This window comes from Hydrogenophaga sp. L76, from assembly GCF_057654755.1.
The window spans coordinates 3,150,250-3,175,815 of record NZ_CM172807.1 but is presented as its reverse complement, the minus strand read 5'-3'; the positions used below and the strand labels follow the sequence as shown (position 1 = coordinate 3,175,815).

Here is a 25,566-nt window from a genome sequence, read left to right as displayed (position 1 = left end):
CCCGCATGTCACGCCAATTTATTTTTGTGATGAATTACATTCACAGAACGCATGAATGAATTGAACTTTCGCACCCTCGACCTGAACCTGCTGCGCGTCTTCGACGAAGTCATGGTCGAACGCAACCTCACACGCGCGGCCCACAACCTGGCCATGACCCAGCCGGCCGTGAGCAATGCCCTCAAGCGGCTGCGCGAGAAGCTGGGCGACGAGCTGGTGCGGCGCTCGGGCTACGGCGTGGAACCCACGCCCATGGCGCTGACGCTGTGGCCCACGGTGCGCGACGCGCTGCAGCAGCTGCGCGAGTCGCTGGCGCCGGGCGGGTTTGACCCGGCCAAGGCCCACAACGCCTTCGTGCTCGCCATGGCCGATGCCACCGCCGCCAAGCTGGTGCCGGGCATGATGGACATCCTGGAGAACGAGGCCCCCGGGGTGAACCTGCGGGTGCTGCCGCTGACCACGCGCGACCCGCGCGACCTGCTCGAATCCGGATTGGCGGATCTGGCGATTGGCCATTTCCCCGGCGTGCTGGCCGAACTTGGCGCCTCCCACCTGCAGGAGCACAGCCCCCGCTTCCTGAACCAGCGCCTGTACGACGGCGAGTACGTGGTCGTGATGCGCCGAGGCCACCCGCTGGCCGGGCGCCCCATGGATCTGGACAGCTATTGCGACGCACGCCACCTGCTGGTGAGTTTCTCCGGCCGACCGTTCGGCTTTGTGGACGAGGCGCTGGCCGCCCTCTCGCGCCAGCGGCGCGTGGTGCTGACCGTGAACCAGTTTTTCACCGCCGGGCGCGTCGTCGCCACCACCGACCTGCTGACGGTGCTGCCGCGCCATTTCGTGGGCGCCACGGGCATGGAAGATGAACTGGCCCTGAGCGATCTGCCCCTGCCGGTGCCGGCGGTGCATGTGGACACGCTGTGGCACCGCCAGACCTCCCACAGCAGTGCCCACAGCTGGTTGAGGCACACGGTGGTGCGGGCTTCGGTCCAGGGATTTCGTGCCGGCAAGGGATGAAAACGGGACGGCGTGGTGGCCAGGCAGTTCCAGCGCCACCTGCCCGCCATGGGCTGCCGCGACCCATCGGCGATCGCAAGCATCAGGATGGGCCCGGTCACCGCCGAGGTGCTGGCCCGCTCACACGTCCCGTGTGCTGATCGTGCGCTGCAAACCCCGTCCCGTTGTAGGGTCGACAATCCGGGCATGAACATCCAGCTTCTGAGCGATCTCCACCTCGAAGCCAACCCCGACTTTGCCGCCATCCCTGCCCCGGGTGCCGACCTGCTGGTGCTCGCTGGCGACATCGGCTCCTACCAGACCCGGCGCGACGGCAGCGTGATGGCCGAACCCGACTGGTGCCTGCAGCGCTTCTCGCCCCTGCCGCAATACGCGGCCTGGCCGGCGCCGGTGGTCTATGTGCCCGGCAACCACGAATACGATGCGCTGGATGTGGACGAGGCGCACGCCGGGTTGCGCGCCAGTTGCGACCGGCTGGGCATCCAGTGGCTGGAGCGCGAGACTCTGTCGCTGGACGGCGTGCGGCTGATCGGCACCACGCTGTGGAGCGACTACGACGCCCTGGCCACGCAGCCCCAGACCAAAGGCCGCACCCGCGATCCGCTCACCCACCGCCTGCACCAGCGCCAGAAAGCCTGCCGCGCGGCCAACTTCTACCTGAGCAAGATGAACGGGCAGCGCCACGGGCGCCTGTTCGATGCCGCGGCCATGCGCGAGCTCGGGCTTGAATGCCAGCACTGGCTGCGGCAGGCGCTGGCCCAGCCGTTCGAGGGCGCCACGGTGGTGGTCACCCACTTTGCCCCGACCCTGCACAGCGCCGACCCGCGCTACGGCCTGAGCCCGGGCACCGCCGGGTTCTGCAATGCGCTGGACGACCTGCTGCCGCTGGCCGATCTGTGGCTGCACGGTCATCTGCACTGCCCCACCGATCAGCGGGTGGGCCGTTGCCGCATCGTGGCCAATCCGCTCGGCTACGCCAGCAAGGGCGAGCAGGCGTTGTTCAGGCCCACGCTGACGATCGATGTGGAAAACCGGTAGAGACATTGCAGGGCCACGGCGTACACTGCCACGTTGACCCGTCAATCAGGAGATGAACCGTGAAAATCTTGCTCGCAGTGGATGGCAGCACCTACACCAAAAAAATGCTCGCCTACGTGACCACCCACGAAGAGGTGTTCGGCACACACAACGACCTCACCCTGTTCACCGTGCAACTTCCCTTGCCGGCACGTGCGCGCGCTGCGGTGGGCGCCGAGGTGGCCAATGGCTATTACGCCGATGAAGCCGAGAAGGTCACGGCCCCCGTTGTCAAGTTTTTCAAGCGCCACGGCATCGAACCCAAGGTGGTGCACAAGGTCGGGCAGCCCGGCGAACAGATCGCCAAGGCCGCCAACGCCGGCAAGTTCGACATGGTGGTGATGGGCTCACACGGCCACAGCGCCCTGGGCAATCTCGTCATGGGCTCGGTGGCCACCCAGGTGCTGGCGCACTGCGAAGTGCCGGTGCTGCTGGTGAGGTAAGGAGCCCCCTGCGCCGCAGGATTTGACTCCCCCGCGCCGCCTGCGGCGCGGGGCGGTCACCGTTTCCGCAATCCGTCGAAGCAGGTGCTGAGCACCATCTCGATGATCTGCTCGTTGCTGTAGAGCTCCGCCCCCTTGAGGAACCCCAGCACCGGATCGCAGGCGCGCGCATACAGGGTGTAGAGCACCGCGATCGGCGGCAGCGCGGTGTTCAGGCTGCCATTGGCCTGGGCGGCGGTGATCCACGCGCCCAGGCGATCACTCACATCCATCAGGCCATCGACGTAGGCCTTGTTGGTGGTCAGCGCCGCGCGCAGGCTGGAGTTTTCGCTCGGCAGCGAAGGCATTTCGCCCGCCAGTTGCACCGCCATCGTCCAGCGGGCCACCTCGCGCAGCAGCTCCAGCGGCGGGCGCTGGGTATCCAGCGTGTCCAGGAACGCACGCGCCCGGTCCATCACACGCACCATGGCCGCGGCCGCCAGGTCTTCCTTGCTCGGGAAGTGCTTGTACAGGCTGGCCTTGGCGATGCCGACTTCGGCCGCCACTTCGTCCACCGTCATCGCCTCAAAGCCCTTTTCGGCCAGCAACCGGTTCACGGCCGACACGATCGCGTCCTCGCGCGCGATGTGCATCTGTTCCCGGAAGCTGCGTTTGGGCGGGACGGGCGGAGACGACTTGAGGGCAACACTGACCATGGACAACCTTTGAATACGAGCCCGGATTCTGCCTGAAATTGACGACAAGGTCGACAACAACACCAATAAGTCTTGTTACATACTGATTAGTATCTTTTTATCCGAATCAGTGTAATATCCAGCCTGACGGCCGACTTTGCCGGGGTGAGCCAGCTTGGCAAGCCACCCGGTGACGCTGTTGTTCCGAAGCCTGGCCAGCGCGAAAGCGTCAGCGGCAACCCCGCTGTCCCGCTCTGCCGGCCACCATCCCTGTTGTCCAACCTCACTGGAGTTCCGTATGAAAAAGACCCTCATCGCCGCCACGCTCGCCTTCGGCGCCTTCACCGCGCAAGCCGCCGACATCGTGGACACGGCCGTCGCAGCCGGTTCGTTCAAGACCCTGGCCACGGCCCTGCAGGCCGCCGGCCTGGTGGACACGCTCAAGGGCAAGGGCCCGTTCACCGTGTTCGCCCCCACCGATGAAGCCTTCGCCAAGGTGCCCAAGGCGGATCTGGACGCCTTGCTGAAAGACAAGGCCAAGCTCACCGCTGTGCTGACCTACCACGTGGTCGCGGGCAAGGTGATGGCGGCCGACGTGAAGGCCGGCAAAGTGAAAACGGTGCAGGGCAGCGAGCTGACCGTGAGCACCATGGGCGGCGTCAAGGTGGACGCGGCCAACGTGGTGAAGACCGACATCGTGGCCGACAACGGTGTGATCCACGTGATCGACAGCGTGGTCATGCCCAAGTAACCCCGCGGGCGCGCAGGGAAGCCCCGCCCGTCGGGGCTTTTTTACGCCTGCGCTTTCCCCAGGTTCTGCGCCGCGGCGCTGCGCAGTGCGCTGCTCAGCGCATCCAGCACATCCGAACTCAGGTTCCAGCAGTGCCAGTACAGGGCCACCGACAGCCGGTGCCGCGGTGCGAGGTTGACCAGCTCGCCGCTGGCAATGAACTCGCGCACGCTCAGCTCGGGCAACACGCTCACGCCCCAGCCCGCCCGCACCGCGCGCACCTGGCCTTCGCTGGAGGGCACGAAGAGCTGTTTGAGCATGACGCGCGGCAGCTCGAAGGCCTGCTCCACGAAGCCGTGCTGGAGGTGGTCCTTGCGGTTGAAGGCGATGAAGGGCAGTTTGTGGAAATTGTGTGCGTTCAGGCCCTTGGGGCAATGCGCTGCGGCGTAGGCAGCCTGCGCCACCACCACGTAGTCCATGGTGCCCAGCGCTTCCATCTTGCAGCCGCGCAACGCCTGGCCGAGCGAGGTGACACAGCCCAGCACCTGGCCTTCGCGCAGCCACTCGTGGGTGAACTCCTGGTCGTCGGTGATGATCTCGATCGGCAGGCCGCCCTGGGCCAGCGCGTTGAGCGCGGGCAGGGCCCAGGTGGCGATGCTGTCGGCGTTGATGGCCACCGAGATGCGTTCTTCTTCGCGGCCGTTGCCGGTGGAACTCGGCGCGAGTTCCTTGAGGTCCTTCTCCAGGTCGGCGCGCAACAGCCGCTGCATCTTGGCGTGCTTGAGCATGAGCTGTCCGGCCGGCGTGGGCTTGAGCGGCCGGCTGCGCACGATCAGCACCGTGCCCACCTGGGCTTCCAGCGCGCGCAGGCGCTGCGAGACGGCCGACTGGGTGATGGACAGGCGCTGCGCGGCGCGCTCGAAACCGCCCTCTTCAATGATGGCCGCCAGGCATTCCAGGGCGTCGGGATCGAAAGTGCTCATGGCTTGTTGGAAAAAAATAAGCGACCAGACTTCATTAGCTGATCTGATGCCAAAAATTTTAAGTTAATTTCACTTCACTTGCAGGCGGGTTTTTCCCATACTCGCGCCCGGTTGTCTCATTTTTTTGCTGGAGCGGATCATGCAAGTCGTCGTACTGGGTGCCGGGATCATCGGGGTGAGCACGGCGTGGCATCTGCTGCAGCGGGGTCACGAGGTCACGCTGGTCGACCGGCAGGCAGACGCCGCGCTGGAGACCAGTTTCGGCAACGCGGCGCAGATTTCGGTCAGCTACTGCGAGCCCTGGGCCAACCGCGAGGCGCCGCTGAAGGCGCTGAAGTGGCTGTTCGACCCGGAAGGTCCGCTCAAATTCCGCCCCCAGCTCGACCCGGCCCAGTGGCTCTGGGGCGTGCAATTCCTGGGCCAGTGCAACGACGCCGCCTTCGAGCGCAACGTCGCGCAACTCGTCGCGCTGGGCAGCTACAGCCACGCGGCACTGAAGGAAGTGGTGGCCAGCACCGGCCTGCAATACAACCGGCTCACCAAAGGCATCGCGCACTACTACACCAGCCAGAAGTCGTTCGACGAAGCGGGCAGCGCGGCCGAACTGATGCGCCGCCACGGCGTGAACCGCAAGGTGGTGAGCAAGGACGAACTGCTGAAGATCGAACCGGCCCTGCGCAGTTTTGCCGACCGCATCGTGGGTGGCACCTACACCGAGAGCGACGAGTCCGGCGACTGCCTGGCCTTCACCCAGAAGCTCGCCCAACTGTGCCGCGACAAGGGCATGTTGTCCCTGATGGGCCACGACATCCAGCGCATCCGGTCCAGCGGCGGTCAGGTGGCATCGGTCAGCGTGCGCGACCGCGCCACCGGCCAGACGCGGGAACTCCAGGCTGACGCCTTCGTGGTCGCCGCCGGCTCCTACTCCACAGCGCTGCTGCAGCAGGTGGGTGTGCGCGTGCCGATCTACCCCGGCAAGGGCTACAGCGCCACGCTCAAATTGCTCAAGCCGGAAGCTGCGTCGCAGGTCAGCCTGCTGGACGACCAGCTCAAGATCGCGATCTCGCGCCTGGGCGACCAGCTGCGCGTGGCCGGCACCATCGAGCTCGGCGGCTTCGACCTGTCGCTGGACACGCCGCTGGCGCGCACCCGCGCGCAGATGCTGGTGCGCCGCATCGAGCAGGTGTTCCCCGGCGTGGCCGACACCCGCACGCCCGAAGAAGGCGGCGACCCGCAGTTCTGGTGTGGCCTGCGCCCGGCCACGCCGACCAACATCCCGCTGATCGGCCGCACCAAGGTGGGCAAGCTCTGGATCAACGCCGGCCACGGCACCCTGGGCTGGACGCACGGCGCCGGCTCGGGCAAGGCCCTGGCCGAGCTCATCAGCGGCGAGGTACCGGAGATGAACTTCGGCTTCCATGGCCAGCCCCTGGCGCCACGCGCCACCTCAGCCGGAAAGAGCCGGCTGCGCCACGCCGCACCACCGCAGCAAGTCTGAGAGGCTTCCCCCAACAGCCGGGAGCGAATGCACTCAGCTGGTGGCTTTCCTGGCCTTCACCGACACCACCAGCGGGTCCGGCTGCTCGGGCACGATGCGTTCGCTCATCCAGCGCAGCAGGTCGAGCCACATCTGGCGCATCTCGGCGTCCAGCGGCGTTCGAAAAGCACTCGGCAATTCGATGGTGACCACTGGCATACCCTTGTGCACGCCGCCGAAATTGCCCAGGCTGCCGGGGAAGATGCCGACCTGGTCGAGGTAGAGGCGCCCGAGGCGGGCCGGCGGCACGCTCGGGCCGTCGAAATCCAGCACGCCATAGGGCGCGTGGATGCTGACGATCAGGTCGGGCTGGAAGCGCTCCATCTCGTCGTACAGGTACTGCGACTCGGGTTCGGACAGTGGCTTCGGGCCGGGCCAGCGGCGCGGGTCCTTGCGCGTGCGCTCTTCCCAGTAGATCTTGGCGTCGCGCCGCCAGTTGGGTGTGGGGAAGTTGCGGTTCAGGTCCACGCCGTTGGCGTTCACGCGCTTGGCCGGACGCACCATCAGGCCGTCCGGGTTGAGTGCGGGAATGAAGCGCCAGTGCGCGTTGGAGGGGGTTTGCAGGGCGAACTGGATCCAGTGCAGGGCCACCGAGGCCGACGACAGTTCGTCACCGTGCATGGCCCCGACCACCAGCACCCGGATGCGGGCTTCGGGTGCGACCACGTCGCGCTGGTACAGAGTGCGCCCCTGGACCGAACGGCCCACCGTGGGTTTGAGCCGGGCCGCCGCGCACACCGGCGCTTTGACGTTGGGCAGGCGCGCCACGAATTCCCGGCAAGGATCGCTGCCCTGGATATCGGCGAGCGGATGGCCCGGGCCGCGGGCCTTGCTGGCCACGCCGCCCCTACTCGTCCTTTTCACCCGGCTCGTACAGCGTCTCGCGGCCCATGCGATCCAGGATCAGCTCGGCCGTCCAGGGCAGCATGAGCGCGCCGCAGCGGCTGTCGCGGTACAGGCGCTCCAGCGGCAGGTGTTTGAGCATGCTCTGGCCGCCGCAGGTGCGGATCGCCAGGCGCGCAATGTCGTTGGCGCCTTCCATCACGCTGTAGTGCGCGGCGTACAGGCGCATCTTCTCGTCCTTGCTCGGGTTGGGTTTGGCCTCGGCGATGGCGCGCGCGAAGAGGCTCTTCATGTTCTCCAGCTGGATGCGCATCTGAGCCACCGCAATCTGCTTGGTGGGGAACTGCCGCCGCTTGATGGGTGGTTCGCCCGGCACCTCGCCGCGCAGGTACTGAACCGTGAAGTCGTAGGCCGCGTTGGCCACGCCCAGGTAGGTGGGCGAGAGCGTGAAGAACATGGCCGGCCAGGTCTGCGCGCCCTTGAAGTAGATGCCGCGCGGCATGAGCTGCTCGGCATCGCTCACGAACACGTCCTTGAATGCCAGGTTTCGGCTGACCGTGCCGCGCATGCCCAGCGGGTCCCAGTCGCCGCTGATGCTGAAGCCTTCGGACGTGGCGGGCACGCTGATGTAGAGCGTGTCGCGCGCGTCGGGGTGCTGGTCGCCCTTGTCTTCGGTGCAGAGCACGCCGTAGTAGTCGGCCGCGCCGGAGAGGCTGGCCCAGATCTTCCGGCCGTTGATGAGCCAGCCGCCGTCGACCTTCTTGGCCGTGGTGCCAAACGGCGCGCGGCCGGCCGCGGCGGCCGTGCCTTCGCTGAAGGGCTGGGCGTAGAGCGCGCCGTCGTTGACGATGCGGCCGAAGTGCAGCTCGCGCCGCGCCGCGTGTTCGCGGCGCTCGTCGTCGCTCATCGGAATGCCGTCGGCCAGCACGCCGGTCCACATGGTGCTGCAGATGTGCATGTTCCAGGTGAGCGCGGTGGCGCCGCAGAAACGCCCGATCTCGGCCGCGACCATCATGTAGGTGGTGTAGTCCGCGCCCAGGCCGCCGTGCGACGTGGGCACGCAGAGCTTGAGGAAACCGGCCTCGCGCAGGTCGTCGTAGTTGGCGAACGGGAAGCTGGCTTCGGTGTCCCACTGCTGGGCTCGCGCAGCGAACTTGTCGCGGCCCAGCGCGTGGGCTTTGGCCAGCAGTTCGCGCTGCAGCAGCGTGAAGGCCATGTCGCCGACAGCGGGGGTGAAGTCGAGCCCGGTGTGGGGGTTGACGGGGTTGTTCATGGGTCTTGTCTCCGGCTGTTTTTCGGTGCGGGTCAGTGGATATCGGGCAAAGGCTGGGGCTCGGGCTCGCGCAGGAAAGCGAGCAGCAACGCATCGAATTCGTCGGGTGCTTCGAGGTTCATGAGGTGGCCGATGCCGGCGAGTTCGGCGTAGCGGGCGCGCGGAATGGCGCCCGCCATCTGCTTCATCACCGCCGGCGCGGCCACGCGGTCGAACTCGCCGCCGAGCAGCAGCGTGGGCACGCGGATGTGTGCGAGTGCGGCCTGGCGGTCAAAGGTGACCAGGCATTCGAGCGCCCGCCGGTAGGTGGCGGCGGGCACGCCGGCCATGCAGTGTTCGGCCAGGCGCGCCCCTTCGGGCAAGGCGCCCGGGCCGACCATCTGCGGCACCAGCGTGGCCGCCATATCGGCCATGGTCTTGCCGGCGTCGAGCGGCGCGGTGCGCTGGCCGATGAACTGCTGCGCCCAGGCTTCGGCCGAGCGACCGTCCGTGCGCTTGCCGAAGGCGGCCGAGGTGCCGCAGAGGATGAGCTTTTTCACTTTGTCGGGCCGGCGCGCGATCACCTCCTGCGCCACCATGCCGCCCATGCTGTGGCCCAACAACACCACGCTCTCACACCGCAGCGCGTCGATCAGGTCGATGCAGCTCTGCGCCAGCGCCTTGAAGGTGTAGGGCTCGATGGGTGCGCTGCGGCCGTAGCCCGGCATGTCCCAGGCCACCGCGCGGTAACCGGCCTGCGCCAGGGTTTCCACCTGCGGCGCGAACGCGAGGTGACCGCCGCCGATGCCGTGCAGCATCAAGACCGTCGGGCCACTGCCCAAAGTGGTGAATTGCGGAAGCGGCATCAGTCGTTCACCTTTCCAGCGCTGACCACCACCGAGTCGTCCAGGGCCACGGTGCAGTTGCGCATCGGCCAGTCGAAATGGCCCCGCGTGTAGCGCCCGGCGGTTTCGTTGGCGCCGGTGCTGTAGAGGAAGTTGCCGGCGAAAGCGCGCAGCTCGGTGCCGTTGAAATCGCGTTTGTCGTAGAGCGCCATGCTGTCCCAGCGCGCGGCGTCGTTCAGGCCATAGCCCACGTGGCTCACGGCGTACGCCTCTTTCTCCTGCCAGGCTTCAAAGTACGAACGCAGCAGCTCGGCATCGACCCCCGTGCCTTCGATGCGGATCACGTAGTCGTTCTCGATCGTCAGCGCGATCGGCCGCTCGATGTAGCGCTTGAAGGTCAGGTTCACGTCGCCCTCGGCCAGCACCAGCGTGCCGTTGACGCTGCCCGCGGCGGGAAACGCCAGCACCAGACCACCGGGCCAGTGGGTCAGCGTGCCGGGGCGGGTGGTGCTGCCCCAGTTGCCGCCGGCCACCGCGCCCTGCAGCGCGATGCTGAGGTCGGTGCCCGCGGGCGAGGTGACGCGCATGGCCTTCGCGCCACGCAGGCGTTTCACATGGTTTTTCACGCGCGCTTCGGTCGCGTCGTCGGGCAACAGGCGTGCCAGCGCTTCGGGGTGCTCGTTGCTCACGTAGACGATGCGCGGCTGCGTCGTGCCGTTGCCCTGCAGGATGGCCGGCAGTTCGGGCGCGTGCATCAGGCCCTCGACCGTACAGTCCACCACCAGGGTGCAGGCCTGCAGCGCCGCGATCACCGGGCCCAGCTGCTGGATGGCCGGTGTGGCGCCGGTGGAGCGCGTGACCGGCTCGCCGCGCGCGAACACCGACGGCAGGGTGAGCGTGAAGGCATCGGCCCCGACGCGCGCGACCGCGAGCCGCGCGAGCTCCATGAGCACCGGGCGGCTCTGGGTTTCACCGAGAATGGCAACCGTATCGCCCGGCTGCAGCGCACAGCGCTTCAAGACCAACTCAAAGGCGTCGATCCAGACGGGTTCGATCCGCTCCTGCAACATCGCTTGTCTCCTGTTTTGGGTCGGCTGCCATCAGGGGAATGGCACCAGCGGACACATTATTCATGAATTTTCATATAAATTGCAGCCATGTCCCCAGCCCGTAACGCCGGCCATCAGGCCCGCCCCCCCGATTTCTCACCGCGCGAATTCCGTGCCTCGCTGGGCATGTTCGCCACCGGCGTGACCATCGTCACCGCGCGCACCGCGTCCGGTGAACTGGCGGGCTTGACGGCCAGCTCGTTCAACTCGGTATCGCTCGACCCACCGCTGGTGCTCTGGAGCCTGGCCCAGGCGGCCGGCTCGATGGCGGCGTTTGCCAACGGCCAGCACTACGCCATCAACGTGCTCGCGGCCGACCAGCAGGCCCTGGCCGAACGCTTTGCCGCGCGCGATGTGGACCGCTGGCAGGGTGTGGAATTTGTGGAAGGTGTCAGCGGTGCACCGCTGCTCACCGGCTGCGTTGCCACGTTCGAGTGCTTCAACCGCAGCCAGTACACCGAAGGCGATCACGTGATCTTCGTCGGCGAGGTCGAGCGCTGCAGCCGCCGCGCCTCCGCCTCGCCGCTGCTCTACCACGGCGGCCGCTTCTACACCGAGCACCCCTTGCAGGGCTCACAGGCCGACCCGAGCGCGCCGCAGGCACCCGACGACCGCTTCGTCGGCAGCTACCTGGGCTACCTGCTCGGGCAGGCCAACCACGCCGTGTACCGCGACTTTGAAAACGCGATCACGGCGCAGGGCCTGACGCACATCGCCTGGCGCGTGCTCGCCGTGCTGCACGACGCGGCGCTGTCCTCCGACGAGCCGGCCGGCGTCGCCATCGGTCAGCTCGCCCACGACGTGCTCGCCAAACAGCCCACCGTGACCAAGCTGGTGCAGCGCATGGCCGAAGAGGGCCTGGTGGCCCTGCACGCCGACGCGGCCGACCAGCGGCGCACGCTGGTGCTCGCCACCGACACCGGACAGCGCATCGCCGCCGCGCTGATCGCCCAGGCGCGCGAGCAGGAAACCACCCTGCTCGCGCGCTGGTCGCCCCGCGAAGCCGAGACACTCAAGCGGCACCTTCAGCGCCTGGCCCAAGGGCGCTGAGCGCCCCTTTCCTTGGCGACAGCGCCGGCACGGTGCGCGCCCTACCATCCCTTTCCATGACCGCCGTCCAACGCAAAGACCACCTCGACACCCTGGCCATCACCCTGCTGGTGGCCTGCTGCGCCTTCTGGGGTTTCCAGCAGATCCTGATCAAGTTCGCCAGCCGGGAGATCCCGCCGCTGTGGCAGGCCTCGATCCGCATGGCCGGCGCCACCGCGCTGCTCTGGCTGTGGTGCCAGGTCCGCGGCGTCAAGCTGTTCCAGCGCGACGGTTCGCTGCACGGCGGGCTGCTGGTGGGCCTGCTGTTCGCGGCCGAGTTCTGCCTGATCTACCTCGGTCTGCAGCACACCAGCGCCTCGCGCCTGACCGTGTTCCTCTACACCAGCCCGTTCTGGGTCGCGGTGCTGCTGCCGCGTTTCGTGCCGGCAGAGTCGCTGCGCAGGACCCAGTGGATCGGCCTGGTGATCGCCTTCAGCGCGGTCGGCATCGCGTTCAGCGAAGCCTTCACGCACAGCTCGATGCCCGGCCAGTGGAAAGGCGACGCCATGGGCCTGGCCGCCGGCATGTTCTGGGGCCTGACCACCATCGCCATCCGCACCACGAAAGTGGCCACCGTGCAGGCCGAGAAGTCGCTGTTCTACCAGCTGGGCGTCACCGCCGTGGTCTGCCCGCTGATGTCGCTGGCGCTTGGCGAAACCTGGTCCTTCGACTACTCCGCACTGGCCTGGGGCTCGGTGTTCCTGCAGACCGCCGTGGGCGCCTTCGCCAGCTACCTGGCCTGGATGTGGATGCTGCGCCACTACCCCGCCACGCAGATGTCCACCTTCACCTTCCTCACGCCGCTGTTCGCGCTGGTCTTCGGCGTGGTGTTGCTGGGCGAGCCGCTGACGCTGCAGCTGGTGCTGGCGCTGGTGGGCGTGGCGGCCGGGATCGTGCTGGTCAGTCGCAAGGGCTGACCAGCACATCCGGGGGATTTCAGCGCAGGTGGTGCACCGCCGCCTGCCCGTAGACCGGCGTGTCCAGCCCTTCGTAGCGCGCCTTCAGCTGCAGCGACAGGAACTGCGAGTAGTGGCGGCTCTGGTGCAGGTTGCCGCCGTGGATCCAGAGCTGCTTCTGGTTGGTCGGCTTCCACATGTTGCGCAGCTCGCCCTCCCACGGCCCAGGGTCTTTCGTCGTGGACGAGCCCAGCCCCCAGACCTTGCCCACGCGGTCTGCGACTTCAGGTGACACGAGATCGGCGAGCCAGTGGTTCATCGAGCCATAGCCGGTGGCGTAGACCAGCAGGTCGGCCGGCAGTTCGGTGCCGTCGGTCAGCGTCACGCTTTTCGGGTTGATGCGCTCGATGTTGTTGTGGCTCTTGAGCTTGATGCTGCCGTTGGCCACCAGCTCGCTCGCGCCCACGTCGATGTAGTAGCCCGAGCCGCGGCGCAGGTACTTCATGAACAGGCCCGAGCCGTCGTCGCCGAAGTCGAGCATGAAGCCCGCCTTCTCCAGCCGGCCGTACAGGTCGGCGTCGCGCTTCTTCATCTCGTCGTACACGGGGATGTGGAAGCTGTGCATGATCTTGTAGGGCACGCTGGCGAACACCAGGTCGGCCTTGTGGTGGTCGATGCCGTTCTTCAGCGCTTCCTCGCTGTACAGCCCGCCCAGCGCCAGCTCCATCAGCGAATCCGACGGCGCGATGTGCGTGCTGGTGCGCTGGACCATGGTCACGTCGGCGCCGTTTTCCCACAGTGCGGCGCAGATGTCGTGCGCCGAGTTGTTGGAGCCGAGCACCACCGCCCTCTTGCCCTTGTACTGCTCGGGGCCGGGGTGTTTGCTGGAGTGGTGCTGGTCGCCCTCGAAGCTCTCGGCACCCGCGATCTTGGGCACGTTGGCGTAGCCCGACACGCCGAGCGCAAACACCAGCTGCTTCGGTTTCAGCGTCACCTCTTCGCCGTTGCGGTCCACCACCACTTCCCACTCGCCCTTGGCTTCGTTGAAGGTCGCCTTCTTCGCCGTGGTCGAGCCCCAGTAGTTGATCTCCATCACCTTGGTGTACATCTCCAGCCAGTCGCCCACCTTGTCTTTCGGCGCGAACACCGGCCAGTCGTCCGGGAAGGGCATGTAGGGCAGGTGGTCGTACCAGACCGGGTCGTGCAGGCACAGGGTCTTGTAGCGGTTGCGCCAGCTGTCGCCCGCGCGCGGGTTCTTCTCGATCACGATGGTCGGCACGCCCAGGCGGCGCAGCCGCGCGGCGAGGATGATGCCGCCCTGGCCGCCGCCGATGATCACCGTGTACGGCTGCTCGTCGTAGCCCAGGCGCGCCTCTTCTTCCTCGCGCCGCTCCAGCCAACTCTTGCGCCCCTGCTGCGCACCGTGCTCCGCACCCTTGATGCGGCGCGTGCCCTTCTTCTCTTCAAACCCTTTCAGCTCGACCATGGTGGTCAGCAGCGTCCAGGCCTTGTCACCTTTCAGGCGCAGGTGGCCGCGCCCGCGCGAGACTTTGGTCTCGAAGGTGAACCAGGCGTCGGTCACGCCGTCGGCTTCGATGGCCTCGCCGTCGAGCTGGAAGTTGGACGCGCCGGTCTCGGCCTGCCGTGCGGCGAGCATGTCGCGCACGGCCTCGTGGCCTTCCTGCGTGCGGATGTTCCAGGTGAACGAAACGAGGTCGCGCCAGTAGCAGTCGGCGTCGAACAGCGGCAATACGGACTCGGGTTGTCCGGAAGCCAGGGCGGCGCCAAAAGCGTCCAGCCAGCGTTGGGCCCGCACTGAGGGCGTGGTGTCGGTCATGGGTCTTGTCTCCTGTGGATGCCGGCCTCGATGTGGGCCGGTACCGCTTCTTCACTCAAGACCCGTGCCATGCCTTGGGCGTGATCAAGCAATTGATTTCAAAGGAGATTTTTTTGAGGGCCGGGTGTCACACCCCGTGCACCTGTCACCCATCGAAGTGACAGGTGTCACAGCCCTTCGAGCAGGCGTTCAGTGGAGCGAGGGATCGTCCTGCCTGTTCGGGGGAACGATGCCGCCGCGCTTCATCCGCCGGTACAAGGTCATGCGAGAAAGCCCCATGTCCCGCGCCACCGCGCTCACGTTCCAGTGCGCCGCACGCAGCGCCTGCAGCAAGGCTTCCGGCCCGTCGTCGTGCGCCGCTTCAACGGCGGCGTTGGCACGCACCGCCAACCGACCCGCCTGCAACTCCGGCAGATCGTCCAGGTCGATCGCTCCATCTGCGCACAGGCTGCCCGCGTAGTCCAGCACGTTGCGCAGTTCGCGCAGGTTGCCCGGCCAAGGGTGGCTCAGCAGCCGCTGCAGCGCGGCGGGCGTGAGCGAGCGCCCGCCCAGCAGGCGCGTGATCATGGCGCCCAGGTCGCTGCGCTCGCGCAGCGGCGGCAGCTGGATGTGCGCGCCCTTCAGGCGGTAATACAGGTCGTCGCGGAAGCGCCCGGCCAGCACCAGCGATTCCAGCGGCGCGTGCGTCGCCGCGATCACGCGGATGTTCACCGGCACCGGCCGCGTCGCGCCCACCGGCAGCACCTCACGTTCGGAGAGCACGCGCAGCAGCCGCGCCTGCAGCGCCAGCGGCATGTCGCCGATCTCGTCCAGAAACAGCGTGCCGCCGTCGGCCTCGGCGATCAGGCCGCGCTTGCCCTTGGGCGAGGCGCCCGAGAAACTGCCCGGCAGGTAGCCGAACAGCTCGCTCTCGATCAGGTGCTCGGGAATCGCCGCGCAGTTCACCGCCACAAAAGGCCGCGCACGCCGCTCGCTGCTGCTGTGCACCGCCTTCGCAAAAAACTCCTTGCCCGATCCCGTCTCGCCCGTGATCAGCAGGCTGATGGGCGTGTTCACCAGCCGCGCCACGCGCTCCACCTGCCGGTCCAGCGCGGCATCGCCCGCCGACAGCGCGGCCAGCGGCGCCGGCACAGCGCGCTCGCGCTGCGCGGCGGCCACCGGGCGCGGCGGCGGCGGCACGGCCGAGAGAAACAGCAGCTGCCGCCCGCCCGCGAGCATCACCGCGCGCTGGTCTGAGGGCTGCGTCAGCACGAAGCGGCCGATCTGGCTGAACGGCAGTTCAAACAGCGCTTCGAAGCTGCGGCCCACCAGCGGCGGCGCGTGCACCGCGCGGCCCTGCAAAGCCAGCTGCGCGCGCCGGTTGTGGCCCACCACGCGGCCGTTCGCGTCCAGGGCCAGCAGGTACTCGGGCTGCACGTCCAGGAACTGCGGCGCCGCCGAGAGCCGCAAGATCCAGTCGTGGCGGTGGCGGTGCAGAAAGGCCGCGTGCTCGATGTCGTGCGCCGTCATCTTCACCAGCTGCAGCGCCAGGTGCTGGCTGCTCTTGGGCTGGCTCGAACTGAGCTGCGAAATGTCCAGCACCGCGCTCAGCTCGCCCGCGCTGTCGTACACCGGCGCGGTGGTGCAGGTGAGCGGGATGTGGGTCGCGTCGAAGTGGTCGTCCAGGTGCACGGTGAGCGCCTCGCCGGTGCTGATGCAGGTGCCCACGCCGCAGGTGCCCGCATGGTGCTCGCTCCAGTCCGCACCGAGGTAGAGGCCCGCCTTGCGCAGGCTGGGCTCGAACACCAGGTCGCCCAGAAAGTCCACCGTCACGCCGCGCGCGTCCGTCAGCAGCACCACATAACCCAGCCCCGCCACCTTGCTGTAAAGCGCCTCCAGCCCGTGGCGCGCGATCTGCAGCAGCGCCTCCATCTGGTCCTGGTGCTCGCGCAGCCGCGCCTGCGGCAGGATCACGGCCTCCTGCATGCGGGTCGGGTCCAGCCGGTGCTGCTGCACACAGCGCAGCCACGAATCGCGGATCACCTGCTCATGCCCCGCCGCAGCCTGCGCGTCTGCGCCGTCGGCGGCCACCTGCATCACGGTGGCGATGTGCTGGTGCGGGGTGGTGGGCATGGCGCGACTCCGGGTGAAAGGCTGGCGGGCGGGCCTTGCACCTTCGGGGGAGCGCGGGGTGGTGTCAATGGAGGGTTTACCCGCGTATGGGTGGACGGCACTCATCGGCCACTTCCAGTCATCCTATAGACCCGACTATTTCCATGCCGATGACCTGTTCCAGAGCACAGCCGCCATGGGCCGATGGCGGCTCCAAGAGGCTCATCCCTCCAAAGCAGTCGCTGACCTTACATCTCCTTTCGACGGCCCAATGCGGCCGGCAGATCTGCAGCCCAACGCGACTGGCCGAACTGGGGGTTCCCGACCCAATATATCGCCCGTGAGTTTGCGGGTTTTCAGGATCGTGGCTGCGTCACCGCGACCAACCTGAGACCCGTGCCGTGACTGAAGTAGTACTCACCTTTCGGACTAATGACGACGGCGCGATCCCCTGCAGGGTGCGAGAAGTAAAGCCACCCGTCACCCGGTTGGCCTGGGCCGGCAGTTTTGGGGACGGCCTGCATCCCGTGGTCGACCCCGGCATCCGGACGCGTGCCCTTGGTCGGTTCGCGGTTGTCGCTGGCTTCATCGCGGCCCGCATGCTCATCGCGTTTGCGTGAGTCCCATGCCAGTTGCATGTGGACTTTGTCATAACCGGACAGAACCCCCACCCCTAGGTCTGCACGGTATTCGCGGACATCGGCCAGCGACAAGGTGCTGGTAGCCACTGCCAACATGCCAATCGACGCAAAAAGCAAGGTCTTGTTCATGATGAAGTCCTCTGTGTGAACCCCCAGTCGACATTGACTGTGATTTCAGTCTGCACCTGCCTCGATGTACAGACACTGAGGAACTCGTTCACCCGCCATTCAGCTGGCGCTCACCCATTACCTGCTCGTAGCGTGCACGGATCGTCGCTTCAGAGCCCCGCTGGCACACCGAGAGATCCTTCTATCCAGACTCCACGTTGTCAAGACAGAAACAACAAGGTAGCGCTACGGCTGCACAGCAGCAAAGGACCATAGACCTACCTTTGCCTTTCGGCGATGAACAGAAGATGAATCCGCCATTCAGCATGCATACATGGTGGTTTTTTCACAATGCCATTCAACAAGAAAGCAATAGCCGCCTCATTCGTATCAAAGTTGCCACTCAAAATGGGCTGATGGGCGCCAGCCTTGGCATGAGCGGTGGGCGCGCCGCCCGATCTGGGATGGCTTGTCAATGCCGCGATCAGTGGCAGGTTGGGTCGGACCCTCACGCAGCCATGCGGAGCCTGCACCACGAACCGTTTGTCGTGCGTTAACCCGAAATAAAGGAGCCTCCCATGAAATACCACCCCTCTTTGGGGCACGGCCTGCTGGTTCTGTCTCTGGCAGTGGCCGCCCAGCCCACATGGGCCGATGACGATTGCGACGCGCCGCTGAATCGCTGGCAGACGCGTGAGGCCGTGCGACAGATGGCCGCCGCACAGGGCTGGCAGATCCAGCGGCTGAAGATCGACGACGGCTGCTATGAAATTCGCGGCACCGATGCCCAAGGACGCAGCTTCAAAGCCAAGATCGACCCGGAAACCCTGAAGGTGTTGAAGATGAACCAAGACAGGCGCCAGCGTGCCCGGGAACGCGATCGTGGTGAGGACGGTGCTGCGCGGCAGACCCGACCGCCGCAACCGGACGACACCGCCGTGCCATCGCCTTTGTTGACCCCTGACGCTGCGCCGCGCGGCCAGATCGAATAACCCCCTTCCCACAGGAGCATCACCATGTCCAAACCCCTTATGACCATTCTGGCCACCGCCTGCGCGCTGGCCCTTCCCGCCCTGGCCCACAGCCGCCCGCTCACGCTGACCGCCCAGCTCAAGAACTACGGCGGCGACGGCGCCTACCTGGCGGCGTACCTGACCGATGCGAAAGGCGCCTATGTGCGCACGCTGTGGGTGGCCGGTGGCAAGGCCAAGTACCACAAGCACCTGTCCGACTGGAGCCGTCTCTCGGCGGGTGATGCCAAGCGCCTGGATGGCGTGACCGGCGCCAGTGTGGGCGCGGGGCGCACGCTCAAGGTCACCGCCGATCTGGCGGATGCACTGATGGACGCGGGCTATGAAATCCGCATCGACGCCGCTGTGGAAGACATGCGGGACAGCCCGTCGGAGGTCCGCATCCCGCTGACCAAAGCGAACGTCGGCAAGCCGCAGGCCGGCAAGCAGTACATCCAGTCGGTGACCTTCCAACTTCAGTGAAGGGACTCGCATGAGCTGGAAAGTCATCCACCGCTGGCTGGGCCTGACCGTTGGCACCCTGGCTGTGGTGCTGGGCATCACCGGCTCTGTTTTGGCGATCGACCCGGTGCAGCAGGCGTGGCAGGCCCCCGCCGCACCGGGCGATCTGCCCGTGGCCACGCTGGTGGAGCGCGTGACGCGCACCGTTCCGGGTGCGGAAGAGATTCGCCACCTGCCCTCGGGTGCCATCGTGGTGTTCAGCTTTGCCAGCGACCAGCCGCAGGCGCAGTACGTGGACCCGGCCGATGGCCGGGTGCTGGGTGCGTGGCAAGCCTCGGCGCTGCCGCGCTGGGTGAAGAACCTGCACCGCTCGCTGCTGCTCGGCGACGCCGGGCGCTGGGGTGCAGCGGGCATTGCACTGACCATGGGTTTGCTGTGCGTCTCTGCCCTGGTGCTTTTGCTGCGGCGCATGGGCGGCTGGCGGCAGTTGGCGGCGCGGGTGCGTGGCTCGCTGGCGCAGCGCATCCACGTGGTCGCGGGCCGCGTGGTGCTCGCCGTGCTTTGCTTGACATCGCTCACGGCGCTGACCATGAGCGCCTCGACCCTGGGACTGGTGGAACTGGACACCCGGGCCGAGCCTGAAGTGCTCTCGGTGCTCACCGGCCAGCCAGCCTTGCCCGGCGCGCAGCTGGCCACGCTGCAAACCCTTGCGGTGCAGGATTTGCGCAAACTGAATTTTCCCGGCCCCACCGACCCGGAAGACACTTGGAACGTGGTCACCGCCCAGGGTCAGGGGTGGATCGACCGGTACTCGGGCCAGATGCTGGCCTGGCAGGACGCCACCCTGGCGCAGCGCATTTACGACTTGGCCGTGGTGCTGCACACGGGCGAAGCGGCCTGGCCCTGGGCCGTGGTGCTCGGGCTCGTGGGCGCCAGCGTGCTGCTGTTCTGGCTGTCGGGCGTTGTCATCTGGTGGCAAGCACGCCGCCAGGCGCACCACATCACCGGCAACACCCCGCTGGCGCAGGCCGACGTGCTCATCTTCGTGGCCAGCGAAGGCGGCAGCACCTGGGGTTTTGCCCAGACGCTGCAAGACGCGCTGAGCCAGGGCGGCCACCGCGTTCACACCAGCGCGCTGGAGAACTTTCGAACCACGGCCGCCACGCGGCAGGTGTTTGTGCTTGCAGCAACCTATGGCGAAGGCCAGGCCCCGGCCCACGCCAGCGGCGCCCTGGAGCACATCGCCGGGCTCAGCGCCAGCGCTGTGCCAGTAACGGTGCTGGGCTTTGGCGACCGGCAGTTTCCGGCCTTCTGCGCCTTTGCCGTGGCGCTGGATCAGAAGCTGCGCGCACAGGGCTGGCCCACGTTGCTGCCGCTGGAGTGCATCCACCAGCAATCGGGCCAGCAGTTCGCGCGCTGGGGCGTTGCCCTGGCGCAGGCGCTCGGCGAACCCCTGGTCCTGGAGCATGTCCCGCGCGTGCCACCCACCGAGGCGCTCACGCTCATGGCGCGCCAGGACTTTCCCGGTGTCACCGGGCAGGCCACGGCGATCCTGCGCTTTGGTTGGCCGGCACAGGGACCGGGCGCACGCCTGCGCGGGCACGGTCTGGCACGGTTTGCAGCCGGCGATCTCTTGGGCATCGTGCCGCCGGGCTCGACCGTGCCGCGCTACTACTCGCTGGCCTCGGGCTGGGAAGACGGGTTTGTGGAAATCTGCGTGCGCCAGATGCCCGGCGGTCTGTGCTCGACGCACCTGCTGGGCCTGCAGATGGGGGACAGCATCACCGCCTTTGTCCGGCCCAACCCCGGCTTTGCACTGCCGCGCACGCGGCGGCCTGTGCTGCTGATCGGGGCGGGCACAGGTGTGGCGCCGCTGGCCGGCTTCATCCGCCGCAACGACAGACGCAGCCCGATGCACCTGTACTTTGGTGGGCGCGACCCGGCGCGGGACTTTTACTTCGGCCCCGAAATTCAGCGCTGGCTCGGCGAAGGACGCCTGGCAACACTGCACACGGTCTTCTCCCGCGTGCCCGACGGCGGTGGCTATGTGCAGGACGCCCTGCGCCGAGACGCCGAACGCGTGCGCGGCCTGGTGGCTCAGGGCTCCATCGTGCGCGTCTGCGGCAGCCGTGCCATGGCGCAGGGCGTGGCCGAGACGCTGGACATGGTGCTGGCGCCACTGCAGTTGAGCGTATCGACGCTGAAAGCCAAGGAGCGCTATGCCGAAGATGTCTTCTGAGCCCGCTGTGCCCTGCCAGCGCACCACCCTGCACGGTCCGACCATGGGCACACGCTGGTCGGTCACTGTCGACGTCGACAACACCATGGACCTGGCGGCCTTGCGCCAGGACCTCGCCGCTGCGGTGGAGCAGGTGGACATGCAGATGTCGCCCTGGAAACCGGACAGCGACCTCATGCGCCTCAACCGCGCGCCCGTGGACGAGTGGGTGGACCTGCCCGCTGACATCCTGGAGGTGCTGGACTGTGCGCTCGATGTGCACCGCCTCAGCGCGGGTGCATTCGATCCGTGCGTGGGGGCGCTGGTGGATGCCTGGGGGTTTGGCGCGGTGCGCGATGCACCCGACGCGCAAGCGATCCGTGCCGCACGCCAGTCCACGCCTCTCATTGCGCACGGCCGCCTGGAGCTGGACAGGCCCTCTGGCCGCGCCCGCAAGCGTGCCACCCTGCAACTCGACCTGTGCGGCATTGCCAAGGGCTACGCGGTGGACCGCATGGCCCATGTGCTGCAACAGCACGGCGTGCGGCATGCGCTGGCAGCGCTGGATGGCGAGCTGCGCGCTGTGGGCACTCAAGCCAGCGGCGTGCCCTGGGCTGTGGCGCTCGAACGCCCAGAGCCTGGGCGCCGCGTGGTGCACGGGGTCATCGAGCTGGAGGATCTGGCGGTGGCCACCTCGGGCGACTACCGCCGCTATCTGGACGTGGGCGATGCGCGCCTCGCGCACACCATGGACGCGCGCCGCTGCGCACCCGTGAACAACGCCGTGGCATCGGTCACCGTGCTGGCGCGCACCTGCATGCACGCGGACGCCTGGGCCACGGCCCTGCTGGTGGCAGGCCCCGACGAGGGTCTGGCCATGGCACAGCGCATGGGCTTGGATGTGCTGTTCCTGCTTCGCCGTACTGAATGTTTGATGGAGGTGGGGCTGGGTCGTTTTGGCAGACCCAGTGGTACCACTCCTTCGGAGCGTCCCATCCCCGGATAGATTCTCAGGCCACGCCTCGGGCGGGCTCGACAACACTTGGTCCACCGGGCTCAAGTGGCTTGCTTGCCCTTAGCCGGGCCCACTTGATGCCTTCGAACCAAAGCACGCTCAACAAGCCCAGACCGCAGCCGGCGGCCAACTCGTGGGCCGACAGGGGCGCGAACCGCAGCACCCTGGAGTTGCCTGCCGAACTGGTCTGCAAGCTCGCACGATGGCCCGCCGTTGTAGCGCCCATGGATAGCGGATCATAGGGAGCGTTGCGTCACTGCTTGACGGTCAACTCATTGTGGATGGTATGGGCGCCCTCGGCGGCTCGTGCGGCGCCGAGCGCGGTGTCGATCTGCGCCTGACTTGCCACCACACCCGTCAGCCGAACGTCGCCCTTGGTGGTGACGACTGTGATGTCCAGCCCAGCCAAACCGGGTTCGTTGTTCAGTGCAGATTTGACATGAGTCGTGATGTCGGCGTCTGATACGTTGGCATCTGCTCTGGTAGCCGCAGCTTGAGTCGGACTCGCGATATCTGCCTTGTTGCATGCGGTCAGCATGATCGTGCAGCAGGCGGTCAACAGAAACACTTGGTTGAAAAGTTTCATGGAATTCTTTTGTGAAATGTAGGCAGAAAAAGCGCTTTGCTCTGCTGCATTACTCGGTGTCCGCTCTGGCTGCCGAGCCCAAAGCGATACCGAAGGGTTCAAGTCATGTGACGCAGGTCGGCCTGATACGACGGCAACAGGAGATCACCCGGGTGCTGCTGAAGCACGTAGGGCACTGAAAAAAATGCCACGGTAAACACCACAAACAGTGTGGCGGCGACAGCCTGTGCAATGGGTTGGAGAAAGTTCTTGAGATCGGCGTTCATGATGGATCCTGTGAAGGCTGGAGGTTTAGGGGGGGGTGAGGGCCAGATGTCTGCTCTGGACCTTGGGGACATGTTGCATGCGTGAGGCTGAACACATGCTGAACGGCCGTTTCTGGGTACGTTCACATTCCCCGATCCACCCCAGGCGGCGGCCCATGACCTAACTGGTTCTCAACTGTCTGGTTGCGAACCACCGTCACGGTGCAATCAGGTCATATGCTCGACGGGAGCATTCGGATGGTGTTGATAAAGCAACCCACAGCTTGCTGATGCCGAACGAGCACGTATGAGGGTGACCAGGCAACATACCTGCGACCGAGCGGGCGTTTCAGTAGTTCGAGACTCGTTGTATGTCAGCTCCTCAGTCTCGAATCCGCAATAGCTGTGGACAGGTCTGTGTCGCCTGGATCAGCTCCCTACTTTCGAGGGCTGTCGTTCGGCCGCCCGCGATCTTGTCTCTGCCGACGGGTGCAACCTGCGAACGACTGCTGTTGCAAAGCGCGAGTTTCTCGACAGGTTCGGCGAACGACCGCTGCGAAATATGGACCGTTCGTGCGACTCGAAAAGTGTCACTGGCGCTTTTGGGTCGACAAATGCCGATGGCCCCAACCCCACCTCAAGGCATCGCCCCCGCCAACCCCCAATTCCCCGCCGCCAGCACCACCAGCCCGACGACCCCACCAAAACCGCCGTGCCGGGTGCACATCCACTCGCCCTGTCGCTCCTCTGGGAAAAGACCCAGCGTCAGCACCCGCAACACGCCGAGCACGATGCCTTTGGGATGTCAAACCCGTCGGCGGGGTCGATCAATCGGATTTCCCGGGTTGCACGGTCCGCTCCAACCGCGTCAGGTCGAAGCCTTTTTCGCGCAGGCGGCCCAACAGGGCCTGGTAGGTGTCCGCCTCCACCGTCGGCGTGCGCGACAGGATCCACAGGTATTCACGCTCCGGCTCGCTCACGGCGACGAGCCGGTATCTCGGGTCGAGGTCGATGACCCAGTAGTTGCCCCAGACCATGGGCAGCCACGACAGCCAGGCGGGGGCGAAGCGCACTTTCAGCTTGGGCGAATCGGCGGGGCCGTCCTGGCGCGCGCGGCCCACGGCTTCGGCCACTTCGCCGTTGGCCTGGCGGCAGCGGTTGACGACGTCGAGCTGACCGTCGTCGCGCAGCCGGTACAACGCGCTCGTGTCGGCCACGCACTGGCGCTGGAAGCGGTTGGGGTATTTCGCGATTTCGTACCAGGTGCCCAGATAGCGGTCGACGTCGAGCCGGGCTATGGTCTGGAGCGGCTCGGGTGGCGCGGAGGTCTGCGCCGATGCGGCGAGCGGCGACAGCAGGGCCAGCGCGAAGGCCAGCTGCCGCAGCGTGGGCGATGGGGTGAACGAAGGGGCGGTGGTGGGCGTGGTCATGGCATCGGGTGGGTTGGGCTCAGTGTGCCCGGTTCCCACACGGCGCGATGTCTGCCACCGCACCCAGGCCGCCTCAGCTTTTCTTCGCCAGCCCCAGCCGCTCGATCGTCGCCTTCTCGGTCTTGAAGGTGCGCTCGCCGTAGGCCGTGTAGTCGGCCGTGCTCATGTAGACCGTGGGCATGAAGAACCTGTCCAGCGTCTCCTGCACCTTGGCGTCGTCCAGGGTCTTCCTGAACGCGTCGTGCAGCACCTTGACCACGGCCGGGTCCATGCCCTTGGGGCCGCCGATGCCGAAGGGCGATTCGGTGATGGTGTCCCAGCCGCTTTCCTTGACCGTGGGCACGTCGGGGAAGGCCTTGTTGCGGTTGCTGCCCAGCGTGGCGAGCAGGCGCAGTTTGCCGCTCTGCACATGCGGCGCGAACTCGGTGGTGCCGCTCATCATGCGGATGTGGCCGCCCAGGATGGCCTGCATGATTTCAGCCGAACCCTTGAACGGGATCGGGTTGAGCTGGATGCCGGCTTTCTCGCTGAACTCTTCGATCGCGAGGTGCGGCGTGGTGCCCGTTCCCGTGTGGCCGTATTCGAGTTTGCCGGGGTTGGCCTTGGCGTAGGCCACCATCTCCTTGAGGGTCTTGAACGGCGCGTCCGCCGTGCAGGCGATGCCGAAGGTGTAGCCGGTGAGGCAGACGATGTGGCTGATGTCCTGCACCGGGTCGAACGGCATTTTCTGCATGTGCGGCAGGCGGTAGATGCCCAGCGGCAGCTGCGTGAGCGTGTAGCCGTCGGGAGCGGCGCTCACCATGGCGGCCGCGCCCAGCGTGCCGCCCACGCCGGGTTTGTTCTCGATGATCACGGGCACGCCCAGCGTCTTGCTGGCGCTTTCCGCGAAGGCGCGCATGACACCGTCGCTGCTGCCACCGGCGGGCCAGGGCGCGATCAGCTTGATGGGGCGGCTGGGGAACTTGTCCTGTGCGAACGCGTGCGTCGGCAGGAGCGCCGGAGCGGCCACGGCGGCAGCGGCCGACAGGATCTGACGGCGGTTGAAGTGGGCGGGGCGGCTGGACGGGTGGCTCATGCGGTGTCTCCTGTTGCGATGAAGTGAGACACGCAACATAGAACCAGCGGGCCCAACCGTGAATGGGGTAGGCCCGGTGCTCCCCCCGGAATCCGTCACCCGCGCGACGCAGGCTCAGGTCTTCAAGCGGCGGTCTGCTCGCCCAGCAGGTCGTCGGCCTTGCCGAGCGGCTCGCCGTCGTCCAGGGTCTGCCAGTCGCTGGTGAGCAGCTCCATCAGCGCCTGGTCCAGGGTGTCGATATCAATGTCCAGAGGCTCGACCAAGCCCTCAGGCTGCAAACGGGAAGGTCCACGGTTCATCTGGGTCCTCCGATCTGATCGACAGCTCGCGCCGGACACGGCGAACGACGGTGC

At 66.8% G+C, this 25,566-nt stretch carries 24 protein-coding genes and 1 pseudogene; 11 read left to right on the top strand and 14 right to left on the bottom strand.

Going from position 1 to position 25,566, the window contains the following annotated elements; translation table 11 throughout:
- Positions 1 to 51: 51 nt before the first annotated feature.
- The 3 genes from AC23D4_RS15340 to AC23D4_RS15330 all read left to right on the top strand — a co-directional run bounded on the left by AC23D4_RS15340 (position 52) and on the right by AC23D4_RS15330 (position 2,537).
- Entirely contained in the window at positions 52 to 1,017 is a 966-nt protein-coding gene (locus AC23D4_RS15340; RefSeq protein ID WP_472888998.1) for a LysR family transcriptional regulator, read from the top strand.
- Between the two features lie 186 nt (positions 1,018 to 1,203).
- Positions 1,204 to 2,055, top strand: coding sequence for a metallophosphoesterase (locus AC23D4_RS15335; protein WP_472888997.1), 852 nt, complete (start codon positions 1,204 to 1,206; stop codon positions 2,053 to 2,055).
- Positions 2,056 to 2,114: 59 nt separating this feature from the next.
- Positions 2,115 to 2,537 (top strand): universal stress protein, encoded by a 423-nt coding sequence (locus AC23D4_RS15330; RefSeq protein WP_305361991.1) that lies wholly within the window; start codon positions 2,115 to 2,117, stop codon positions 2,535 to 2,537.
- 56 nt (positions 2,538 to 2,593) lie between these two features.
- Here AC23D4_RS15330 and AC23D4_RS15325 read toward each other — a convergent pair whose 3' ends face one another.
- The gene (locus AC23D4_RS15325; RefSeq protein ID WP_472888996.1) at positions 2,594 to 3,232 is read right to left on the bottom strand and encodes a TetR/AcrR family transcriptional regulator; all 639 of its coding nucleotides are present in this window, start codon (positions 3,230 to 3,232) and stop codon (positions 2,594 to 2,596) included.
- A gap of 277 nt (positions 3,233 to 3,509) precedes the next feature.
- On the opposite strand from AC23D4_RS15325, the gene AC23D4_RS15320 reads away from it, so the two are divergent.
- A complete protein-coding gene (locus AC23D4_RS15320; RefSeq protein ID WP_177136539.1) occupies positions 3,510 to 3,962 on the top strand; it encodes a fasciclin domain-containing protein in 453 nt (150 codons plus the stop codon).
- Between the two features lie 41 nt (positions 3,963 to 4,003).
- Here AC23D4_RS15320 and AC23D4_RS15315 read toward each other — a convergent pair whose 3' ends face one another.
- On the bottom strand, positions 4,004 to 4,924 hold the full coding sequence (locus tag AC23D4_RS15315) for a LysR family transcriptional regulator ArgP (protein ID WP_472888995.1): 921 nt from the start codon (positions 4,922 to 4,924) through the stop codon (positions 4,004 to 4,006).
- A gap of 139 nt (positions 4,925 to 5,063) precedes the next feature.
- Between AC23D4_RS15315 and AC23D4_RS15310 the strand changes: the two genes are divergently transcribed.
- Positions 5,064 to 6,422 carry a D-amino acid dehydrogenase gene (locus tag AC23D4_RS15310; RefSeq protein ID WP_472888994.1) on the top strand — a complete coding sequence of 453 codons (1,359 nt, stop codon included), beginning with the start codon at positions 5,064 to 5,066 and terminating at the stop codon, positions 6,420 to 6,422.
- Positions 6,423 to 6,455: 33 nt separating this feature from the next.
- Here AC23D4_RS15310 and AC23D4_RS15305 read toward each other — a convergent pair whose 3' ends face one another.
- From AC23D4_RS15305 to AC23D4_RS15290, 4 genes are read right to left on the bottom strand one after another with little or no spacing between them, the layout of a single operon-like run.
- Positions 6,456 to 7,301 carry a M14 family murein peptide amidase A gene (locus AC23D4_RS15305; RefSeq protein ID WP_472888993.1) on the bottom strand — a complete coding sequence of 282 codons (846 nt, stop codon included), beginning with the start codon at positions 7,299 to 7,301 and terminating at the stop codon, positions 6,456 to 6,458.
- A 7-nt stretch (positions 7,302 to 7,308) separates the two neighbouring features.
- Complete coding sequence (locus AC23D4_RS15300) at positions 7,309 to 8,577, bottom strand: acyl-CoA dehydrogenase family protein (protein WP_472888992.1); 1,269 nt, start codon at positions 8,575 to 8,577, stop codon at positions 7,309 to 7,311.
- A gap of 32 nt (positions 8,578 to 8,609) precedes the next feature.
- Complete coding sequence (locus tag AC23D4_RS15295) at positions 8,610 to 9,425, bottom strand: alpha/beta fold hydrolase (protein ID WP_472889027.1); 816 nt, start codon at positions 9,423 to 9,425, stop codon at positions 8,610 to 8,612.
- Positions 9,422 to 10,471 carry a 2,5-dihydroxypyridine 5,6-dioxygenase NicX family protein gene (locus AC23D4_RS15290; protein ID WP_472888991.1) on the bottom strand — a complete coding sequence of 350 codons (1,050 nt, stop codon included), beginning with the start codon at positions 10,469 to 10,471 and terminating at the stop codon, positions 9,422 to 9,424. Before AC23D4_RS15290 ends, AC23D4_RS15295 begins: the two co-directional genes overlap by 4 nt.
- An 87-nt stretch (positions 10,472 to 10,558) precedes the next feature.
- Between AC23D4_RS15290 and AC23D4_RS15285 the strand changes: the two are divergent.
- Together AC23D4_RS15285 and AC23D4_RS15280 are read left to right on the top strand one after the other, a co-directional pair.
- Positions 10,559 to 11,077, top strand: a pseudogene (locus AC23D4_RS15285) (flavin reductase family protein); the annotation flags it as partial.
- Between the two features lie 539 nt (positions 11,078 to 11,616).
- Positions 11,617 to 12,516, top strand: a complete 900-nt coding sequence (locus AC23D4_RS15280; protein ID WP_472888990.1) for a DMT family transporter — start codon at positions 11,617 to 11,619, stop codon at positions 12,514 to 12,516.
- Between the two features lie 19 nt (positions 12,517 to 12,535).
- Here AC23D4_RS15280 and AC23D4_RS15275 read toward each other — a convergent pair whose 3' ends face one another.
- From AC23D4_RS15275 to AC23D4_RS15265, 3 genes are all read right to left on the bottom strand, one after another.
- Positions 12,536 to 14,332: an NAD(P)/FAD-dependent oxidoreductase gene (locus AC23D4_RS15275; RefSeq protein WP_472888989.1), complete on the bottom strand. Its 1,797-nt coding sequence runs from the start codon at positions 14,330 to 14,332 to the stop codon at positions 12,536 to 12,538.
- 189 nt (positions 14,333 to 14,521) lie between these two features.
- Positions 14,522 to 16,444: a sigma-54-dependent Fis family transcriptional regulator gene (locus AC23D4_RS15270; protein ID WP_472888988.1), complete on the bottom strand. Its 1,923-nt coding sequence runs from the start codon at positions 16,442 to 16,444 to the stop codon at positions 14,522 to 14,524.
- A 335-nt stretch (positions 16,445 to 16,779) separates the two neighbouring features.
- Positions 16,780 to 17,193, bottom strand: a complete 414-nt coding sequence (locus tag AC23D4_RS15265) for a hypothetical protein (RefSeq protein WP_472888987.1) — start codon at positions 17,191 to 17,193, stop codon at positions 16,780 to 16,782.
- A gap of 557 nt (positions 17,194 to 17,750) precedes the next feature.
- Here AC23D4_RS15265 and AC23D4_RS15260 point away from each other — a divergent pair.
- From AC23D4_RS15260 to AC23D4_RS15245, 4 genes are read left to right on the top strand one after another with little or no spacing between them, the layout of a single operon-like run.
- Positions 17,751 to 18,164, top strand: a complete 414-nt coding sequence (locus AC23D4_RS15260) for a PepSY domain-containing protein (RefSeq protein WP_472888986.1) — start codon at positions 17,751 to 17,753, stop codon at positions 18,162 to 18,164.
- A 24-nt stretch (positions 18,165 to 18,188) separates the two neighbouring features.
- Positions 18,189 to 18,665 carry a DUF2271 domain-containing protein gene (locus AC23D4_RS15255; protein WP_236961344.1) on the top strand — a complete coding sequence of 159 codons (477 nt, stop codon included), beginning with the start codon at positions 18,189 to 18,191 and terminating at the stop codon, positions 18,663 to 18,665.
- A gap of 10 nt (positions 18,666 to 18,675) precedes the next feature.
- The gene (locus AC23D4_RS15250; protein ID WP_472888985.1) at positions 18,676 to 20,883 is read left to right on the top strand and encodes a PepSY domain-containing protein; all 2,208 of its coding nucleotides are present in this window, start codon (positions 18,676 to 18,678) and stop codon (positions 20,881 to 20,883) included.
- The gene (locus AC23D4_RS15245; protein WP_472888984.1) at positions 20,864 to 21,868 is read left to right on the top strand and encodes an FAD:protein FMN transferase; all 1,005 of its coding nucleotides are present in this window, start codon (positions 20,864 to 20,866) and stop codon (positions 21,866 to 21,868) included. Before AC23D4_RS15250 ends, AC23D4_RS15245 begins: the two co-directional genes overlap by 20 nt.
- 262 nt (positions 21,869 to 22,130) lie before the next feature.
- On the opposite strand, the gene AC23D4_RS15240 is transcribed toward AC23D4_RS15245, so the two are convergent.
- The 5 genes from AC23D4_RS15240 to AC23D4_RS15220 form a co-directional block, all read right to left on the bottom strand.
- Complete coding sequence (locus AC23D4_RS15240) at positions 22,131 to 22,463, bottom strand: BON domain-containing protein (protein ID WP_472888983.1); 333 nt, start codon at positions 22,461 to 22,463, stop codon at positions 22,131 to 22,133.
- Between the two features lie 98 nt (positions 22,464 to 22,561).
- Positions 22,562 to 22,729 (bottom strand): hypothetical protein, encoded by a 168-nt coding sequence (locus tag AC23D4_RS15235; protein ID WP_472888982.1) that lies wholly within the window; start codon positions 22,727 to 22,729, stop codon positions 22,562 to 22,564.
- Positions 22,730 to 23,535: 806 nt separating this feature from the next.
- Positions 23,536 to 24,138 carry a lipocalin family protein gene (locus AC23D4_RS15230; RefSeq protein WP_472888981.1) on the bottom strand — a complete coding sequence of 201 codons (603 nt, stop codon included), beginning with the start codon at positions 24,136 to 24,138 and terminating at the stop codon, positions 23,536 to 23,538.
- Between the two features lie 73 nt (positions 24,139 to 24,211).
- Positions 24,212 to 25,213: a tripartite tricarboxylate transporter substrate binding protein gene (locus AC23D4_RS15225; protein WP_472888980.1), complete on the bottom strand. Its 1,002-nt coding sequence runs from the start codon at positions 25,211 to 25,213 to the stop codon at positions 24,212 to 24,214.
- Positions 25,214 to 25,335: 122 nt separating this feature from the next.
- The gene (locus tag AC23D4_RS15220) at positions 25,336 to 25,512 is read right to left on the bottom strand and encodes a hypothetical protein (RefSeq protein ID WP_472888979.1); all 177 of its coding nucleotides are present in this window, start codon (positions 25,510 to 25,512) and stop codon (positions 25,336 to 25,338) included.
- Between the last annotated feature and the right edge of the window lie 54 nt (positions 25,513 to 25,566).